The 16280-nt window shown below is 71.7% G+C and carries 16 protein-coding genes; 6 read left to right on the top strand and 10 right to left on the bottom strand.

The genetic code is table 11. The features are described 5' to 3' along the window. The first annotated feature begins 21 nt into the window (after positions 1 to 21). From HD593_RS04320 to HD593_RS04310, 3 genes are read left to right on the top strand one after another with little or no spacing between them, the layout of a single operon-like run. Entirely contained in the window at positions 22 to 1296 is a 1275-nt protein-coding gene (locus HD593_RS04320; protein ID WP_185100823.1) for an MFS transporter, read from the top strand. Further along, positions 1293 to 2291 (top strand): alpha/beta fold hydrolase, encoded by a 999-nt coding sequence (locus HD593_RS04315; RefSeq protein WP_185100822.1) that lies wholly within the window; start codon positions 1293 to 1295, stop codon positions 2289 to 2291. The genes HD593_RS04320 and HD593_RS04315 overlap by 4 nt, the downstream gene beginning before the upstream one ends. Beyond that, entirely contained in the window at positions 2292 to 3437 is a 1146-nt protein-coding gene (locus HD593_RS04310) for a tannase/feruloyl esterase family alpha/beta hydrolase (RefSeq protein WP_185100821.1), read from the top strand. Positions 3438 to 3441: 4 nt separating this feature from the next. On the opposite strand, the gene HD593_RS04305 is transcribed toward HD593_RS04310, so the two are convergent. Both HD593_RS04305 and HD593_RS04300 read right to left on the bottom strand, forming a co-directional pair. Then, complete coding sequence (locus HD593_RS04305) at positions 3442 to 5439, bottom strand: glycosyltransferase family 2 protein (RefSeq protein ID WP_185100820.1); 1998 nt, start codon at positions 5437 to 5439, stop codon at positions 3442 to 3444. A 78-nt stretch (positions 5440 to 5517) separates the two neighbouring features. Further along, positions 5518 to 6132 carry an aggregation-promoting factor C-terminal-like domain-containing protein gene (locus HD593_RS04300; RefSeq protein ID WP_446686251.1) on the bottom strand — a complete coding sequence of 205 codons (615 nt, stop codon included), beginning with the start codon at positions 6130 to 6132 and terminating at the stop codon, positions 5518 to 5520. A gap of 366 nt (positions 6133 to 6498) precedes the next feature. On the opposite strand from HD593_RS04300, the gene HD593_RS04295 reads away from it, so the two are divergent. Genes HD593_RS04295 through HD593_RS04285 form a run of 3 tightly spaced genes read left to right on the top strand, consistent with a single transcriptional unit; the run spans position 6499 to position 9085 of the window. Next, complete coding sequence (locus HD593_RS04295) at positions 6499 to 7173, top strand: response regulator transcription factor (RefSeq protein ID WP_185100819.1); 675 nt, start codon at positions 6499 to 6501, stop codon at positions 7171 to 7173. After that, on the top strand, positions 7170 to 8585 hold the full coding sequence (locus tag HD593_RS04290; RefSeq protein ID WP_312903347.1) for an ATP-binding protein: 1416 nt from the start codon (positions 7170 to 7172) through the stop codon (positions 8583 to 8585). The genes HD593_RS04295 and HD593_RS04290 overlap by 4 nt, the downstream gene beginning before the upstream one ends. Beyond that, entirely contained in the window at positions 8582 to 9085 is a 504-nt protein-coding gene (locus HD593_RS04285) for a hypothetical protein (RefSeq protein ID WP_185100818.1), read from the top strand. Before HD593_RS04290 ends, HD593_RS04285 begins: the two co-directional genes overlap by 4 nt. 3 nt (positions 9086 to 9088) lie before the next feature. Here HD593_RS04285 and HD593_RS04280 read toward each other — a convergent pair whose 3' ends face one another. From HD593_RS04280 to HD593_RS04245, 8 genes are all read right to left on the bottom strand, one after another. Beyond that, entirely contained in the window at positions 9089 to 10357 is a 1269-nt protein-coding gene (locus HD593_RS04280; RefSeq protein WP_185111651.1) for an RNA 5'-3' helicase PhoH2, read from the bottom strand. A 258-nt stretch (positions 10358 to 10615) separates the two neighbouring features. Then, entirely contained in the window at positions 10616 to 11377 is a 762-nt protein-coding gene (locus tag HD593_RS04275; RefSeq protein ID WP_185100817.1) for an isoprenyl transferase, read from the bottom strand. A 93-nt stretch (positions 11378 to 11470) separates the two neighbouring features. After that, positions 11471 to 11983 carry a hypothetical protein gene (locus HD593_RS04270; protein ID WP_185100816.1) on the bottom strand — a complete coding sequence of 171 codons (513 nt, stop codon included), beginning with the start codon at positions 11981 to 11983 and terminating at the stop codon, positions 11471 to 11473. A gap of 28 nt (positions 11984 to 12011) precedes the next feature. Next, positions 12012 to 12893: a DUF7064 domain-containing protein gene (locus tag HD593_RS04265; RefSeq protein ID WP_185100815.1), complete on the bottom strand. Its 882-nt coding sequence runs from the start codon at positions 12891 to 12893 to the stop codon at positions 12012 to 12014. A 65-nt stretch (positions 12894 to 12958) separates the two neighbouring features. Continuing rightward, positions 12959 to 13420, bottom strand: coding sequence for an SCO6045 C-terminal-like domain-containing protein (locus tag HD593_RS04260; protein ID WP_221524607.1), 462 nt, complete (start codon positions 13418 to 13420; stop codon positions 12959 to 12961). After that, positions 13417 to 14232 (bottom strand): MbnB/TglH/ChrH family RiPP precursor modification enzyme, encoded by an 816-nt coding sequence (locus tag HD593_RS04255; RefSeq protein WP_185100814.1) that lies wholly within the window; start codon positions 14230 to 14232, stop codon positions 13417 to 13419. Before HD593_RS04255 ends, HD593_RS04260 begins: the two co-directional genes overlap by 4 nt. A 2-nt stretch (positions 14233 to 14234) precedes the next feature. Then, on the bottom strand, positions 14235 to 15152 hold the full coding sequence (locus HD593_RS04250) for a TIGR04222 domain-containing membrane protein (protein ID WP_185100813.1): 918 nt from the start codon (positions 15150 to 15152) through the stop codon (positions 14235 to 14237). Positions 15153 to 15250: 98 nt separating this feature from the next. Beyond that, on the bottom strand, positions 15251 to 16225 hold the full coding sequence (locus tag HD593_RS04245) for a TIGR04222 domain-containing membrane protein (protein WP_185100812.1): 975 nt from the start codon (positions 16223 to 16225) through the stop codon (positions 15251 to 15253). Between the last annotated feature and the right edge of the window lie 55 nt (positions 16226 to 16280).

The raw sequence follows: 16280 nt of genomic DNA, 5'->3' as shown, positions 1-16280 counted from the left end.
TCACAACCTACGGTGACCGGCATGGCCACTTCCATCAAGAAGATCGTCGCCGCGAGCCTGATCGGCACCACCATCGAGTGGTACGACTTCTTCCTGTACGGCTCGGCAGCCGCCCTCGTGTTCAACAAGCTCTTCTTCCCCGAGTCCGACCCGCTGACCGGCACGCTGCTGGCGTTCCTCACCTACGCCGTCGGGTTCGTCGCCCGCCCGCTCGGCGGCCTGGTCTTCGGCCACTTCGGCGACCGCATCGGCCGCAAGACGCTGCTGGTCGTCAGCCTGCTGATGATGGGCACGGCGACGTTCCTGATCGGCTGCCTGCCGACGTACGAGACGCTGGGCCCGGCGGCGGCGCTGGTGCTGACGACGCTGCGGCTCGTCCAGGGCTTCGCGCTCGGCGGCGAGTGGGGCGGCGCGGTGCTGATCGTCTCCGAGCACGGCGACACGGCGCGGCGCGGCTTCTGGGCCTCCTGGCCGCAGGCCGGCGCCCCCGGCGGCAACCTGCTGGCCACCGGCGTGCTGGCGGCGCTGGCCGCCTGGCAGTCGGAAGAGGCGTTCCTGTCGTGGGGGTGGCGGGTGCCGTTCCTGCTGTCGGGCGTGCTGGTGCTGATCGGGCTCTGGATCAGGCTGTCGATCAGCGAGTCGCCGGTCTTCCAGCAGGCTCCGCCCGAGCCCAGGGCCCCGATCGTCGGGGTGCTGCGGCACCACTCCAAGGACGTGCTGGTCGCGATCGGCGCCCGCCTGGCGGAGAACATCTCGTTCTACCTGCTGACCGTCTTCGTCATCACCTACGCCAAGCAGACCGGCATCGAGAACTCGACCGTGCTGAACGCGGTGCTGATCTCCTCGGGCATCCACTTCGTGACGATCCCGCTGTGGGGCGCGCTGTCCGACCGGGTCGGCCGCCGCCCGATCTACCTGGCGGGCGCCGCCGGCATCGGCGTGTGGATCTTCGCGTTCTTCCCGCTCGTGGACACCGGCAACTTCCTGGCCATCACCCTGGCCGTCACGGTCGGCCTGCTCTTCCACGGCATGATGTACGGCCCGCAGGCGGCCTTCTTCTCCGAGCTGTTCGGCACCAGGACCCGCTACACCGGCGTCTCCATCGGCGCGCAGCTCTCGGCGATCGTGGCGGGCGCGCTGGCCCCGATCATCGCGGTGGCGCTGCTCCAGCAGTTCGGCAGCAGCGTGCCCATCTCGGCCTACCTCGGCGTGGCGGCGCTGCTCACCCTGGTCGCGGTCTACGCCGCCCGCGAGACTCGGGGCAGCGACCTCGCCGAAAGGATCCACGCGAAATGAAGGTCACCACGCCGAGACTCACCCAGCACGTCCTGACCGTCGAGGGCAGGACCACCGGCGAGCCCGTACTGTTCGTGCACGGCAACGTCTCCTCCGCCGCCTTCTGGCGCGACGCCATGGCGGCGCTGCCCGGCGGGTTCCGGCCGCTGGCGGTGGACCTGCGCGGGTTCGGCGACACCGACCCGGCGCCCGTGGACGCCACGAGGGGCCTGCGCGACTACTCCGACGACCTCCTGGAGCTCCTGGACGCGATGGAGCTGGACGGGGTGCACCTGGTCGGCTGGAGCATGGGCGGCGGCGTCGTCCTCCAGGCGCTGCGTGACCGCCCTGCGGCCGTCAGGAGCCTCACCCTGGTCAACCCGGTCTCCCCGTACGGCTACGGCGGCACAGAGGGCCCTGACGGGCGGCTGACGCACCCTGACGGGACGGGGGCCGGCGCCGGGGCGGCCAACCCCGACTTCGTGTCCAGGCTCGGCGCGGGCGACCTGTCGGAGGAGGCCCCCGCCTCGCCCCGGAACGTCTTCCGCTCGTCCTACGTCAAGCACCCCGTCCCCGACGAGGACTTCTACGTGCGGGCGATGCTCACCACGCGCGTGGGCGAGTCCCACTACCCCGGCGACGCCGCCACCTCCGGCGCGTGGCCGGGCGTGGCGCCGGGCAAGACGGGCGTGCTCAACGCCCTGGCCCCGACCCACTTCCGCGTGGACGACCTGCACGCGATCGACCCCAAGCCGCCGATCCTGTGGATCAGGGGTGCCGACGACGTGATCGTCTCGGACGCCTCGCTGTTCGACCTGGCCCACCTGGGCGCGCTCGGCGTGGTGCCCGGCTCCCCCGGCACCCCGGCCCAGCCCATGGTGAGCCAGACCAGGGCCGTGCTGGAGCGGTACGGGAGATACCGCGAGGCCGTCCTGGACGACTGCGGCCACAGCCCGCACCTGGAGTACCCGGAAGAGTTCCAGCGCCTGCTGGCCGAGCACCTGAGGGAGGCGTAGATGCTGGTCGCGCTCACGCTCGTGGCGAGCTTACTGACACCTGCCGGCCAGATCACGGTCCCGGGCGCCGAGCACGCGCAGATCGCCGCGCTCGACGACCTGACCACGGCCGGCACGGCGCGGACGGGCCACACCGACCCCGCCGACTGGGCCGGGCTGCACTCGGCAGCCACGGTCAACCCCACCGGCGTGCCCGGCCTCCAGATCGACGGCTACTTCCCCGACACCTCCACCGGCAACACCACGCACGGCTGGAACCACGACTCCCAGTTCGTGATCAGGCTGCCGAAGGAGTGGAACGGCGGCCTGGTCGTCTCCGGCACCCCCGGCAACAGGGAGCAGTACGCCAACGACTTCACGATCTCCGACTGGGTCCTGTCGAAGGGCTACGCGTTCGCCTCCACCGACAAGGGCAACGTGGGCGTGAACTTCCACGAGGACGGCCGCCGCCCCGGCGACGCCATCGCCGAGTGGAACCACCGCGTCACCCAGCTCACTGTGGCCGCCAAGGCCGTGGTCAGGCAGCGGTACGGCAGGCAGCCCGAGCGCACGTTCGCCGCGGGCATCTCCAACGGCGGCTACCTGGTGCGGTGGCAGCTGGAGAACCGCGGGTGGCTCTACGACGGCGGCGTGGACTGGGAGGGCACGCTCTGGCGGGTCAAGGGCGACAACCTGCTGAACTACCTGCCTCCGGCGCTGAAGGCGTACCCGGACGAGGCCGGGGTGCGGGCGGCCGGGTTCGCGGCGGGCTCGGAGTTCCTGTGGCCGTTCCACCGGCAGTACTACTGGGAGCTCACCCAGCAGCTCTACCAGAAGGAGCTGGACCCGTCCTACCAGGGCGCCGCGGCGGACTACGACTACGACCAGCGCAAGCCGTACGCCGCCGTGGCCAGGATCGCGCTGACCGGCAGGATCACCAAGCCGCTGATCACCCTGCACGGCACGCTGGACACGCTGCTGCCGATCTCGCGCGACTCCGACGTGTACGCGAAGATGGTCGGCCCGCACCGCCCGTTCCGCTACCACCGGATCGAGGGCGGCAACCACCTCGACAGCCTGGTGGACGTCTACCCCGACCGGCTCAAGCCGATGCTCCCGGCCTTCAGGAGCGCCATCGACGAGCTGGCCGGCTGGGTCCGACCATGAGGGGTCAGTCGGTGAGGTAGCGGTACCTGCCCGCGCGCGCCAGGCGCACGAGGTGCCGCGCGCCGGGCAGCCTGCGGCCGAGCCGGTGCAGCGCGGTGTCGCGGCCCATGGGCGGGCGGCGCTCGGGATCGACGGCGGCGGCGGGCCTGGCCTCGATCCTCCCCTTGCGCATCTCCAGCGCGAACCGCAGCCCGACCTCCTCGTCGGGAGAGCGCAGCGTGCACAGCCAGCTTCCCGGCCCGAAGTGCTCGGGGCCGGGAAGCAGGCGCTTGACCGGCACCTTGGCCACGAGCTGGCCGGCGAGCCTGCCCGGCACCCCGGCCTCGACCAGCGCCGGCGCGCTCACCTCGCGGGCGCGCCTGCCGGTGCTGCGCATGACGAGCTCCAGCGGCGGCCCCCCGCTCGGCGGCACGTACGGCACCGGCAGCACGACGTACAGGTGCCGCCCCAGGTGCTTGACCTCCACGCCCGGCGACACCAGCTTGATCGACTCGGAGAACGAGCGCGGCTCGATGGCCAGCCCCAGCTCCCCCGAGTCGCTCCAGCACGGCACGACCAGCCGCATCCTGGGCCGCTGGGCCAGCACGCCGAGGCAGTTGAGCGGGCCGTCGGGGCGGCTGACGCGGCTCCTGGCCTGGTTGGCGCCGCTGAACATGCGCACGTGCACCTCCCACACCCCCGGCCGCAGCGGCTCGCCGAGGGCCGCGGTGGTGATGTCCAGGCGGGTCTCGCCCTTGATGCGGACCCGGACCCGGCGGCGGCCCGCCGGGACGCGCTCGACGTGCTGGGCGAGCGGCAGGAAGTGCACCACGCCGGTCTCGGCGTGGCGCACGTAGAGCTCGATGCGGGCCCGCTCGACGTCCCTGGTGATGTCGGTGACGTCCGCGGGCAGCTTCCTGGTCTCCAGCGAGCGCGGCGGGATCCAGTGCAGGTTGTCGCCGTCCACCTGGTACTTGTCGGGCGTGCCGTCGCCGGCCAGCACCTCGGCGGTCAGCCCGAGCACCAGGACGTGGGCGTCCCAGCGCACCTCGGTGAGGTCGGCGCGCAGGCCCGCGCGCCTGGAGGAGTTCGACATGAGCACGATCTGGTCCAGACGACCCATGCGGACGTACGCGGCCACCACGCGGAGCTGGACGGGCAGGTGGCGGTCGAGGTGCTCGGGGAAGCGCCGCTCCATCAGCTCCTGCACGACGCGGAAGTGCATGCCCCTGTCGACGGACGAGTCGGCGAACCTGCTGGTCACCAGCGGGCGCAGGACGGCGTACCGCAGCCAGTACGCGTACATGCGGTCGCGCTGGCGCCCCTCGCCCACGTAGGTGTCGACGTCGTCCAGCAGCTTGTGCAGCTCCCTGACGATGGCCCGCGGCTCCTCCTCGGTGCCGGGACGCTCCCCGAGGTGGCAGCAGACGTGCTCGGCCAGCACCGCGATGACCTTGGCGTGCAGGTAGGCGCGCAGCACGAACGCCTGCTCCCCCATCCGGCTGCCCGGCACGGAGAAGCCCAGCTCGTGCTCCTCCAGGAACGCGCGCCGGAAGAGCTGCTCCGGGTGGAGCACGGTGAGCAGCCGGTCGCGCAGGATGTCGGCCCGGCCCGTGCTGCGCGCGAAGGCGGTCATCGGCGGGCCGAAGTCGCGGACCATGCGGCCGACCAGCACGTCCGCGTCGGTCTCCACGGCCCGGTCGTGCATGCGCTCGACGGCGTCCCGCTCCAGGCGGTCGCCCGGCTCCAGGAAGTAGACGTAGTCGCCGGCGGCCGCGGCCAGCCCGACGTTGCGGGCGCGCGAGGGTGAGCCCGTGTACGGCAGGTGCAGCGCCCGGACGTTCTCGCGAACGGCCGCGATGGTGTCCAGGCGCTCGGCGATCCCGTCCGTGGACCCGTCGTCCACGACGATCACCTCGTACTCGTCCGGGGGCATCGTCTGCTCCAGCGCGGAGCGGACGCACGCGTCGGCGGTGTCACCCGGATTGTGGACATTGATGATCACACTGACCTTCACACCCATGCGGCCAGCGTGCGCCCGTATACAGGATCGGGCGCGGCGGCTTGCCGATTGGGGAAGGAAAGTTGACCCGCTGCGGACCTAATACCAACCGACGCGCTGCGAGTGGCCCCAGGCGGCGCAGGGCGTGCCGTAGCGGCCCTTGATGTAGCCCAGGCCCCACTTGATCTGGGTCGCGGCGTTGGTCTGCCAGTCGGCGCCCGCGCTGGCCATCTTGCTGCCGGGCAGCGACTGCGGGATGCCGTACGCGCCGGAGTAGCGGTTCATCGCCCGCTCGTTCCAGCCGCTCTCCTTGTGCCAGAGCCGCTCCAGGCAGCCCCACTGGTCCGCGCCGAACCCGAACGAGGCCAGCATCGCCTTGGCGGTGGCCTTGTTGCTGCCCGGCGAGGGGTCGCTGCCCGGCGGGAAGTTCATGGCGGGGAAGCCGTCGCCGGCGGGGGCCTGCTCGGGCACCACCCAGTCGAGGCCCTTGCCGGCCTGGCCGGTGCGGTCCTTCTTGAGCTTGTCGGCCCTGTACGCCTGCTCGGCCTCGGCCTTGAGCAGGTCGGCCTCGGGGTCGGGCGCGTACAGGTCGCCGCTGGCGAGCCTGCCGAGATCGGTGATCGACGGCGGCTCCTGCGCCGGCCTGTTGGCGTTCTCGATGGCGCGGTTCACGACGAACCCGCCGCCACCGAAGACGATCACCAGCGAGAGCACGGTGATGATGATGCGCTTGGGAGTGAAGCGCGAAGGCCGCCGCGCCGAAGGGAGATCTTCCTTCGGGGGGCGCTCACTCAACCGCGGACCGGGGCTCACGATGCATGAGCTTGCCCTGTCCTGGGGGGTGGTCCGCAACCGAAACGCGGGAATCGCTTGACGTAAATTTCACCAACCAGCAGGTTAGCCCCGCGTTTCCGGAAAATTGTGACTTTAGTCACAGAGTTGACAGCCCCCCTTCGGGCGCCCGTTGACCGAAGGGAAGCCGCTTTCAGGGTCGCTGCCCACCTTCCGGATCTCATCTACGCCATGTCACAGTTTGGTGACACATACCGGGTATTCGAGACATGGATTAATAATGTGCGCGTGGCTGGCATCCTCCTCGTAGAAGACGACCCCTCGGTCCGCACGGCGCTAGAGCTGGCGCTGACCAGGCAGGGGCACTCCGTCACGTCGTACGCGACGGGTGAGGAGGCTCTCGACCACATCAGGGCCCGCCGCCCGGAGATCGCGATTCTCGACGTGATGCTCCCGGGCATCGACGGCGTCGAGGTGTGCCGCCGCGTACGCAAGCTCGACCAGCTCCCCGTCATCCTGCTCACGGCCCGCGGCGACGACCTGGACGTGGTCGTCGGGCTGGAGGCCGGCGCCGACGACTACGTGGTCAAGCCGGTCGAGCCGCGCGTCCTGGACGCCCGCATCCGCGCCGTGCTGCGCCGCGCCGAGTCCGCCGCCTCCGACCGCATCACGTTCGGCGACCTCGTGATCGACCGGGGTGCGCTCAAGGTCACACTGGCCGGCAAGGAGATCCACCTGACCCCGACGGAGCTGCGGCTGCTGCTCGAACTGGTCCGGCACCCCGGCCAGGTGCTCAACCGCCGCTACCTGCTGCGCGCCGTCTGGGACCACACGCACATCGCCGACTCCCGCCTGGTGGACGCCTGCGTGCAGCGCATCCGCGCCAAGATCGAGCCCAAACCGGCCGAGCCCGTCTTCATCCACACCGTGCGCGGCTTCGGATACCGGTTCAGCCCCCCGTGATCATCCCCCGTCCCACGGGGCTGCGTGCCCGCCTGGTCATCACGTTCACCCTCGTCGCCGTCACCGCCTCCCTGCTGGTCGCCACCATCGGCTACGAGCTGGCCAAGAGCGCGCTGCTCACCAGGACCGAGACCACCTCACTGGACCTGGTGACCAGGGAGCTGGCCACCATCAACTTCCCCATCGGGAAGCTCAGGCCGGGCGAGGCCGCCCCGACGTCCAGGGAGCTCTCCCGGGTGGCCCACGCGCTGGCGGGGCCGGGACGCAGCGCCCTGGTCGAGTACGGCACCGTCGTCGCCTCCGAGGGCCCCATGTCGCTCAGCGACGTGCCCAACGAGCTGCACGGCAGGGCCAAGCAGAGCGTCGTCACCCAACGCAAGATCATCGACAACGAGCTCTACCTCATCGTCGGCGCCGAGGTCTACCGCGACAACGCCGGCCGGCCCGAGTCCACCGGCCTGCAGGCGTTCGTCTTCTTCCCCCTGCGCGACGACCAGCGCCAGCTCGACACGCTGAGGACCACGCTCGCCCAGACCGGCCTCGTCATCGTGCTGATCGCCCTGGGCGTGGCGCTGGTGTCGGCCCGGCAGGTGCTGCTGCCGGTGCGCCGGCTGAGCGCCGCCGCCCAGGCGCTCGGGCAGGGCAGGCTGGACACCAGGCTGCCCGTGCACGGCCAGGACGAGCTGGCCGGGCTCACCGCCCGGTTCAACGACGCGGCGGCCGCGCTGGAGCTGAGCGTGTCGGAGCTGCGCTCGCTGGAGGCCATGTCCCGCAGGTTCGTGGCCGACGTCTCGCACGAGCTGCGCACACCGCTGACCGCCATGACGGCCGTGGCCGACATGCTCTCCGACGAGGCCGACCACCTGCCGGAGGCACCCGCGCAGGCCGTACGGCTGGTGCTCAGGGAGATCGAGCGCCTGCGCGAGCTGGTCGAGCACCTCATCGAGATCAGCCGCTTCGACGCGGGCACGGCCACGCTCAACCTGGAGCCGGTGAACGTGGCCGACTCCATCCAGGACTGCCTGGAGGTACGCGGCTGGAGCGACCAGGTGACGGTCACCGCCTCCCAGGGCCTGACCGCCAACCTCGACCCCAGCCGGTTCGACGTCATCGTGGCCAACCTGGTCGGCAACGCGCTCAAGCACGGCCTGCCCCCGGTCGTGGTCACCGCCAGGACCACGGAGAACGGCCTGGAGGTGAAGGTGCGCGACCACGGCAAGGGCATCCCGCGGGAGGCGCTGGCGCACGTCTTCGACCGCTTCTTCAAGGCCGGCGCGGGCCGGGCGCGCAGCCAGGGCAGCGGCCTGGGCCTGGCCATCGCCCGCGCCAACGTCCAGCTCCACGGGGGCACGATCTCCGTACGCCTCCAGCACCCTGGAACCCTCTTCACGGTCTGGCTGCCGCACATATGAAGGCCATCACGAGCATCGCCGCCCTGCTGCTGCTGGCCATGACGGCCTGCGGCATCTCACCCACCGACGTGCAGGACAGGGGCAGCGCCCCCACCGTCAGGATCCCGCCGCCGACCAAGACGATCTACCTGGTCAGGAACGGCAAGCTGGCGCGGGAGCCGGCCGACGTCGAGGACGACACCGTGGAGAGCGTGCTCGGCGCGCTCTTCGAGGCCTCGGCCCGCCCGCTCGGCGACCGGGACACCGCGCTGCGCGGGTTCACGTACCTGCGTACCAGGAACTCGATCAACCCGCCGCAGCGTGACGAGATCCAGCTCCCCCGCACCTCGACGCTGACCGTCTACATCAGCGGCGACGGCACGCTGACCAAGCTGGGCATGGCGCAGATCGTCTGCACCGCGCAGCAGGACGCGGCGTACGAGGTGGTGCGGATCGTACGGGAGAACCAGGGCCGCCCCCCGAAGGACGAGGGGCGGCACACGTGCGGTGAGCTCAAGTGAGCGTCACATGGTGATGTCCTCGAGCATCTCCGTCACCAGCGCGGCGATCGGGGAGCGCTCGGACCTGGTGAGCGTGACGTGGGCGAACAGCGGGTGACCCTTCAGCTTCTCCACCACCGCGACCACGCCGTCGTGCCGGCCGACGCGCAGGTTGTCGCGCTGGGCCACGTCGTGGGTGAGCACCACCCGCGAGTTGGCGCCGATCCGGCTCAGCACGGTCAGCAGCACCCCGCGTTCGAGCGACTGGGCCTCGTCCACGATCACGAACGCGTCGTGCAGCGACCGGCCGCGGATGTGGGTCAGCGGGAGCACCTCCAGCATGCCCCGGTCGAGCACCTCCTCGATCACCTCGGGTGAGGTGATGGCGCCGAGGGTGTCGTAGACCGCCTGGGCCCACGGGCCCATCTTCTCGCCCTCGGAGCCGGGCAGGTAGCCGAGCTCCTGGCCGCCCACGGCGTAGATGGGGCGGAAGACGATCACCTTGCGGTGCTGGCGGCGCTCCAGGACCGCCTCCAGGCCCGCGCAGAGCGCCAGCGCCGACTTGCCGGTGCCGGCCCTGCCGCCGAGCGAGACGATGCCGATCTCCGGGTCCATCAGCAGGTCGAGCGCGATGCGCTGCTCTGCTGAGCGGCCGTGCAGGCCGAACACCTCGCGGTCGCCGCGGACCAGGCGCACCGACTTGTCGGGCTGCACCCTGCCGAGCGCGGAGCCCTTGGCCGACAGCAGCCGCAGGCCCGTGTGCGCGGGCAGGTCCCTGGCCTCCTCCAGGTCGGCGGTGCCCGACTCGAAGAGGGTCTCCACGTCGTCCGTGGTGACCTGGACCTCCGCCATCCCCGTCCAGCCCGACTCGTGCACCAGCTCGGCGCGGTACTCCTCGGCCACCAGGCCGATCGAGGCGGCCTTGACCCGCATCGGCAGGTCCTTGGAGACCAGCACGACGTCGCAGCCCTCGGCGGCCAGTGAGCGGGCCACGGTCAGGATGCGCGTGTCGTTGTCGCCGAGGCGGAAGCCCACGGGCAGGATGGACGGATCGCTGTGGTTGAGCTCTACCCTGATCGTGCCGTCCCCTGTCGGCATCGCCTCGTCCAGCCTGCCGTACTGGACGCGCAGGTCGTCCAGGTAGCGCAGGGCCTTGCGGGCGAAGTAGCCGAGCTCCGGATGGTGCCGCTTGCCTTCCAGCTCCGTGATGACCACGATCGGAAGGACCACGTCGTGCTCGGCGAACCGGGTCATCGCCGCCGGGTCGGCTAGGAGGACCGAGGTGTCCAGCACGTACGTGCGCTTGGCCGACTGGTGAGTAGGGTTGCTCGAGGACACTGCCACACGTTCTCCCCCGGGTACCCCTTGGTGCGGGCACCCTGCAGACGAGGTGGGAATCGGACCGGACCCGCGTCCCCGACCGCGAACTGCCGTCGGTGCCGGAGTCCGGCCCCCCTCGGCAAGTGTTGGTGCAAAGGCGGGACCTCTCCGAAATGTCCGACCTGTGACCGGACACTTCCAACGTTACGTCCTGGATACCCGAATGTCGTGTCAGGAACCGTAACGTCGGTGTCTCGCAGCGTAATCACGCAGCGCCCGCAGGAAGTCCACCCTGCGGAAGTCCGGCCAGTAAGCCTCGTGGAAGTAGAACTCGGAGTGAGCACTCTGCCAGAGCATGAAGCCGGACAGGCGCTGCTCGCCCGAGGTCCGGATGAGGAGGTCCGGGTCGGGCTGGCCGCGAGTGTAAAGATGCTCCGCGATGTGCTCGACATCGAGTACCTCGACCAGGTCCTCGATGCTCGCTCCCCTGCTCGCGTGCTCCTGGAGCAGTGAGCGCACCGCATCGGCAATCTCACGTCTTCCTCCATACCCAACTGCAACGTTCACAATCAGGCCTGGACGGTGTGATGAAGCTTCTTTTGCATTTTTTAGGACATTAGCCGTCCGGTCCGGTAGCAGATCGAGGGCGCCGACCGGGCTGATCCGCCAGCCCTCGGCCACCAGCTCCTGCGTCACGTCCTCGATGATGCGCAGCAGCGGCTCCAGCTCTTCCCTCGGCCGGTTCAGGTTGTCGTTGGACAACATCCATACCGTGACCACCTCGACGCCCAGCTCCCGGCACCAGCCGAGCAGCTCGGAGATCTTGTCCGCGCCCTTGCGGTGGCCCGTGGCCACGTCGCGCAGGCCCATGGCCCGCGCCCAGCGGCGGTTGCCGTCGATGATGACCCCGACATGCCGGGGGATGCTGTCCTTCGACAGCTTGGCCTCCAGCCGGTGTTCGTACAGCCGGTAGACCAGGTCGCGCAGGCCCACGGAGTGCCTCCCCAGCGGTGCTTATGCCCCATTGGTCGTATTGCCCCAACAGGCAATTATCACCGCGGATCGCCCGTGCCCGCTCCGTCTGCGCTATTCCTCCGCAGACTCTCCACCTTTCAGACACCCTTCCGCCTCATTCACGAGCTGCCGCACGAACACCGACAGCTCCGCCGAGGTGAGCACCGCCCGCATGCCCACGCCGGTGGCGCCCCAGGCCTCCACGTAGGCCCTCCTGGTCAGCCGCCACTCGCCGGGACCCGGCTGCCACACCGGGATCGTGCGCAGCTGGCAGCGCAGCTCGCCGCCGCCCCGCCCGGCCCTGGTGAGGTAACGGAAGGAGAACAGCTCGCCGTCGGGCTCCTCGCCGGGGAAACGGTCGTCCGGATCGGCCCAGCGCGTGGCCGCGCCCCGGCCCTGGCGGGCCTCGTCCACGCCGTGCGCCAGGCGCGCCAGCAGGTGCCCGCAGCGCTCGCCCACGCTGCCGTACGGGGTGCCGTCGCGGTGCAGCTCCAGGGTGATCTCGTACGGCGCGCCGACGCTGTCCGTGCACGCCACAGGCGTCACGGTCAGGTACGACCCGTCGACGCAGCGTAGACCCCCCACCCCCTCCCCGTTACCCCGCGCCTCCCGGCTAAACCCTCGGCTCCCAGGCGTGCTCCCGCCAGCCCGGCGGCTGGTGCCACTCCGTCCAGCCGTACCCCGTCCGCCCGTCCTCGGTCTCGTACGCGCACAGCGCCCTCGGGAACTCCGCCACCACCCCCTCGGGCGAGGTGAGCGTCACGGGGGCGAACGCGATCGGGCGCACGGTCGTGGCGCAGCCGGGGAAGTTCAGCACGGTCCGCGCCGGCCGGTCGCCGTCGAAGACGGTGGCCGCCGAGAAGCCCTCGACGTGCGCCAGGCCGTCCTTGCCCGCCAGGAACGCCGGCCAGGGCAGCTCCATGCCCAGGTTGGCGCGCATGCCGTGCAGGTACGTGCCGTCGTCCAGGCGGGCGCTGCTCCACAACCACGAGATCGACCACCAGTCGCGCACGCCCCAGCTGTGGTCACGCTCGCCGTGGCCGCGGAAGGGCACGCCGCCGATCGTGCCGGTGACCTCGCAGGGGATCTCGTAGCGCGGGGTGATCGCGTAGCCGTAGACGCCGGCCGCCGAGCGGAACTCCAGGTCCAGGGTGAGCTCGGCGGAGTTCAGGTGGATCTCGGCGCGCTCGAAGGGGTCGGGGGTGCGGTGCGCGGCCGTGTAGGCGGGGCCCGCCACCGTCAGGTCCCGGGCGGGCAGGGCCGCCTCGTTGTCGAGCACCGCCACCGTGCCGCCGCCGGCGGTGACCAGGCAGGCCCAGTACCAGGCGCGGTTCCAGCCGGGGTAGAGGCCGAGCCGGACGTAGCCGGCCGTCCCGCCGTCCTCGGAGACGAAGTCGTAGTACCAGGACTCGTTCCACAGCGGCTCGCCGCCGGGGTCGTGCTGCCGCTCGTCCTCCTGGTCCAGGGGCCACTCGCCCATGTTGACGATCCGCATGCCGCCTCCCAAGCGCTTGCTGCGATCAGGGTATGCCAGGGAGGGGCGGGGTGATCAAGGGCCGATCAGCGCCTGCCGGGAAGGCGGGACCACCAGCGGCGCCTGGGGGCCGGATCTCCGGGCATCCTGCCGCGCTCGCGCAGCCAGGCGGCGAAGTCGTCGGCGTCGGCGCGGTAGCCGGGTGGCGGGGTGGCGCGGGCGGCGGCGTACGCGGCGAACTCGGCGGCCAGGTCGGGGCCGGCCGCCTGGGCGGCGTCCGGGCGGATCCTGGCCACGATGGCGCGGCGCTTGGCGATCAGGCTGAGCGCCTGGGCACGCATGCGCTCCGGGTCGAAGCCCTCGGGCACCTCCGCCCCGGCCACCAGGGCCGCCACGACGCGGCCCTGCGCCTCGGCCAGCCGCCTGCGCCGCTCCTCCTGCTCGCCGAGCCCCCGTGGCCCGCCGTGCTCGTGTCGCGGGGCAGGCCGCGGCGGCTGCGCCGACGGCCCCTGTACGTCGGCGAGCCGCCGCGCCTCCTCCGGGCTCATCCGGCCTCTCCGGCCACCGCCATCGCGGCCCTGATCCTGGACAGCTCGCCGGCCAGCACGGCGTCGCTGGGGTACTCGTCGTCCCACTCCAGCAGCACCCCGGGCGGGGTGACTCTGGAGCACAGCTCGGCGAGCAGGTCGAGCACGGCCTGGGGTGCTGCCGTGGTGTGCGTGTCGTGCCAGATGCCGTGATGCTCGTAGCCGCCGGCGACGTGCACGTACGCCAGGTGCTCCAGCGGCAGCGTGTCCAGCGCCGCCACCGCCGGCAGGCCCAGGTTGAACTGGTTGGTGTAGAGGTTGGCCACGTCGATCAGCAGCCCCACGCCGGTGGCGTCCACCAGCTCGGCCAGGAACTGCGCCTCGGTGAGCTCGTCCTCGGGCCAGCCGAAGATGGCCGCGACGTTCTCCAGGGCCAGCGGGACGGGCAGCGCGTCCTGGGCCCGGCGCACGTTCTCGACGACGACCTTCAGCGACTCGCGCGTGCGCGGCACCGGCAGCAGGTGCCCGGCCTCCACGCCGCCGCCGCGGACGAACGCCAGGTGCTCGCTGACCAGCGGCGCCTCCAGCGCCTGCGCGCAGGCGGCCAGGTGGGCCAGCCGGGCAGGGGAGGGCGGCTCCGCGCCGCCGACCCCGAGCGACACCCCGTGGGGGATCACCGGCAGGCCCCTGGACCGCAGCACGCGCAGCGACTCGGGCAGGTGGGCGGGCTTGACGTTCTCGGCGACCACTTCGAGGAAGTCGACGCCCGCCATGCGCTCGATGGTCAGGTCCAGCTCGGACCGCCAGCCGATGCCCACTCCCAGCCCCGCCATGGTCAGCTTCCTCCTCCGCAACCACCGCCGCCGCAGCCGCCGCCCCCGCCGCACGACGATCCGCTTCCGCAGCCCGCGGTGCCGTGGGCGCTGCCGCCGCCACCACCGCAGCTCGACGAGCCGCCCCCAGCGTACGAGCTCCCGCGCCGCCGCTCGCGCCTGGCCTGCTGCCTGCCGAGCTCGGCCCGCAGGGTGGGGTCGCGCAGCGACTCGACGCCGTAGAGCGCGAGCGGGACGGGCCCCTCGGCGACGCCCCTGGCGTTCGCCTGCCTGGCCGAGTCCAGCGCCTCCCGGCCGGACGCGGTCAGCGTGGCGCGCAAGGCCCGGCGGTGGGTGCCGAGCACGACCTCCGCGCCGAACGCCGTGCCCAGGAAGACCAGCGTGGCGAGCAGCGCGTAGAGGTTCGGGGCCACGACCATGGTCAGGCCCTCGATCACGAAGCCGGCGTACGCGGCCAGCGACAGCACCCGCAGCCGCACGGCCAGAGCGCGGGCCCGGGTGAAGACGTCGTCGGGCAGGAGCAGCCCGTGTGCCAGGAGCCGCTGCTTGATCTCGTCCATCGCCAGGCTCCTGGCGACCTCGATCCTGAGCGACATCACGGGCAGGCCCGAGCGCGCGGCCACCATGCCCAGCACCGCCTCCTCGACGGGCTCCCGCGCGACGGTGCTCGAGATGACGCGGTGCACCCGGCCGCCGCGCGAGACGCGGAGGTCGTGGCGCTCGGCCAGGGTGGCGATCGCGGTGTCGGCCACCCGGTGCGGGCCACCCGCCAGATAGGCCAGGTCGTAGTGGCCGAGATCCCGGTATCGGATGCCCGCGGTCTCGCGCCGGATGGCGGCGTGCGCGCGGGTGACGGCGGAGGTGGTGGCGACGGCGTAAGCCGCGATGGCCACCGAAACGATGAGCAGGAACAGGTCCATGTGCGGCCTCCCCTCGTGCGGCCGATCAGCCTGCGTGCCGGAAAGACACTTATTCGCACGGTAAAGGGTGGGCCAGGGCAGGCCATGGTTTTGCTCGTTTAGCTCCCGCTGGATCCGCCCCCGCAGCTCGATCCGCCGCCACAACTGGATCCGCCGCCACTGCTGGACCCTCCGCCACAGCTCGACGAGCCGCCGCCGAAGTCGAGCCCGCCGTGGGAGTCGCTGCCGAACGTCGAGCCGTCGCCTCCGTACGAGCCGCAGGAGCCGGCGCAGTCACCGCGCGGGTCCCCGGCCGACAGCCCGTCGCACAGGCTCTGGTCGCCCAGCTCGTGCAGCCCGTACAGGCCGACGGGGATGCCGACGGCCAGGACGAGCGAGCTGTGGTCGCGTACGCCCCGCTGGTGGTAGGCGCGGGCCGAGACCAGGACGTCGCGCCCCTCGCGGGTGACGACGTTGCGCAGTCGCCGCTTCTGCCGGTGCAGCGCCGCGGCACCGCTGACCACCGCGAACCCGGAGATCAGGAACGCCCCGACGAGGTAGCTCTCCTTGCCCGCCACCCCGATCGCGCTCAGCACGACCAGCAGCACCAGGTACGCCACGGCCACCGCCACCGCGAGCTGGGTCCGGTCCCTGAGCCGCCACGCCGTCGCGAACGCCTCCTCGCGCACGATCAGCCCGCGGGCCTCCAGCCCGCCTGCCAGGGCGCGGAGCGCGGGATGATGCTCCAGCTCCCGGCGCAGCTCGCCCGCCCGGTAGCCGCCCGGCCTGGCGGCCAGCGCGTCGAGCACGGCCTGCTCGATCGGCTCGGGCGACGGGCGCGCCCCGTGCACCGGGGTGACCTGGGAGGACCGGGACACGCGAACGGCGCCGGCCGTCGCGAGGACGGCCAGCGCCGTGTTGACGGCCCGCCGCGGGCCGCCGGAGAGATAGGCCAGCTCGTAGTGGGAGAGCTGGTGCCCCGTGCCGCTCGGCGTGACCTCGCTGATGCGCCTGCGCTCCCGCTCGACGCGCTGCTCAGCGCTGCCGACCAGGAAGAAGACTCCGAAGGCTGCGATGAGCAGGACGAGATCCAAGGCTGCCCTCCCGAGCGGCGGTACGGCGTCCGGCCAAGTTAGACGGCCTGGCCGT

Source organism: Nonomuraea rubra, from assembly GCF_014207985.1.
Classification (GTDB): Bacteria; Actinomycetota; Actinomycetes; order Streptosporangiales; family Streptosporangiaceae; genus Nonomuraea; species Nonomuraea rubra.
Note: the sequence above shows the minus strand (reverse complement) of the source record. Positions and strands in the feature narration are given on the sequence as shown.